Source organism: Halomonas ramblicola (assembly GCF_030409215.1).
GTDB classification, from domain to species: Bacteria; Pseudomonadota; Gammaproteobacteria; order Pseudomonadales; family Halomonadaceae; genus Halomonas; species Halomonas ramblicola.
In genome coordinates this window covers 180941-181623 of record NZ_JAUFPL010000025.1, presented here as the reverse complement: position 1 = coordinate 181623, position 683 = coordinate 180941, and the positions used below count along the sequence as shown (strand labels likewise).

Here is a 683-nt window from a genome sequence, read left to right as displayed (position 1 = left end):
CGACGGCCGCAGAGGGCTGAGCCGGTCGACCGCCCTGCGCCAAACGAGACGCCGCCGCCGACCTCGAGGATCGGCGGCGGCGTTTCATGGGTGGCAGCAGCGTCTCAGCGCAGCAGCAGCACCGGTCCCTGGGCCTTGCGCAGCATGGCGGTGGTGGTGCTACCCACCAGCAGGTGGCGAATCCGCGAGTGGCCGTAGGCCCCCATCACCAGCAGATCGATGCCCTGCTCCTCCTGGTAGGCGCGCAGCGTCGCCTCCACCTCGCCGGCGCGGATGGCGCCCTCGGCCGCGTGGCCGGCGTCGCGCAGGGTCTTCAGTGCCCAGTCGAACTGCGAGCGGTTGTCGCCGGTCTCGGCCCCGACGATCACCACATGCACCGGCACGCCGTCGAACAGCGGGCTACGCGCCAGCATCTCCACCCCCTTGCGGGTGGTCTTGCTGCCGTCGAAGGCGATCATCACCTTCTCCGGCCGCTTGAAGGCGTCGGGCACCATCAGGATCGGCCGGTGCAGGGTGCGCACCACGCGCTCCAGGTTGGAGCCCAGGTGGCCGCTGTCCTGGTGGGCCGTCTCGCCGCGCTTACCCACCACCAGCAGGCGGATCTCGTCGGCCAGCTCCTCCAGGGTCTCCACCAGGGTGCCGTTGCGCTGGCGGCTGCCCGGCTCGGTCACACCGTCCTCGAC

At 71.3% G+C, this 683-nt stretch carries 1 protein-coding gene; it reads right to left on the bottom strand.

Features of this window, described 5'->3' with window-relative positions:
• Positions 1–104: 104 nt before the first annotated feature.
• Positions 105–683, bottom strand: a 579-nt coding sequence (locus QWY80_RS09645) for a universal stress protein (RefSeq protein ID WP_290230783.1), incomplete at its 5' end; no start/stop codon positions are given.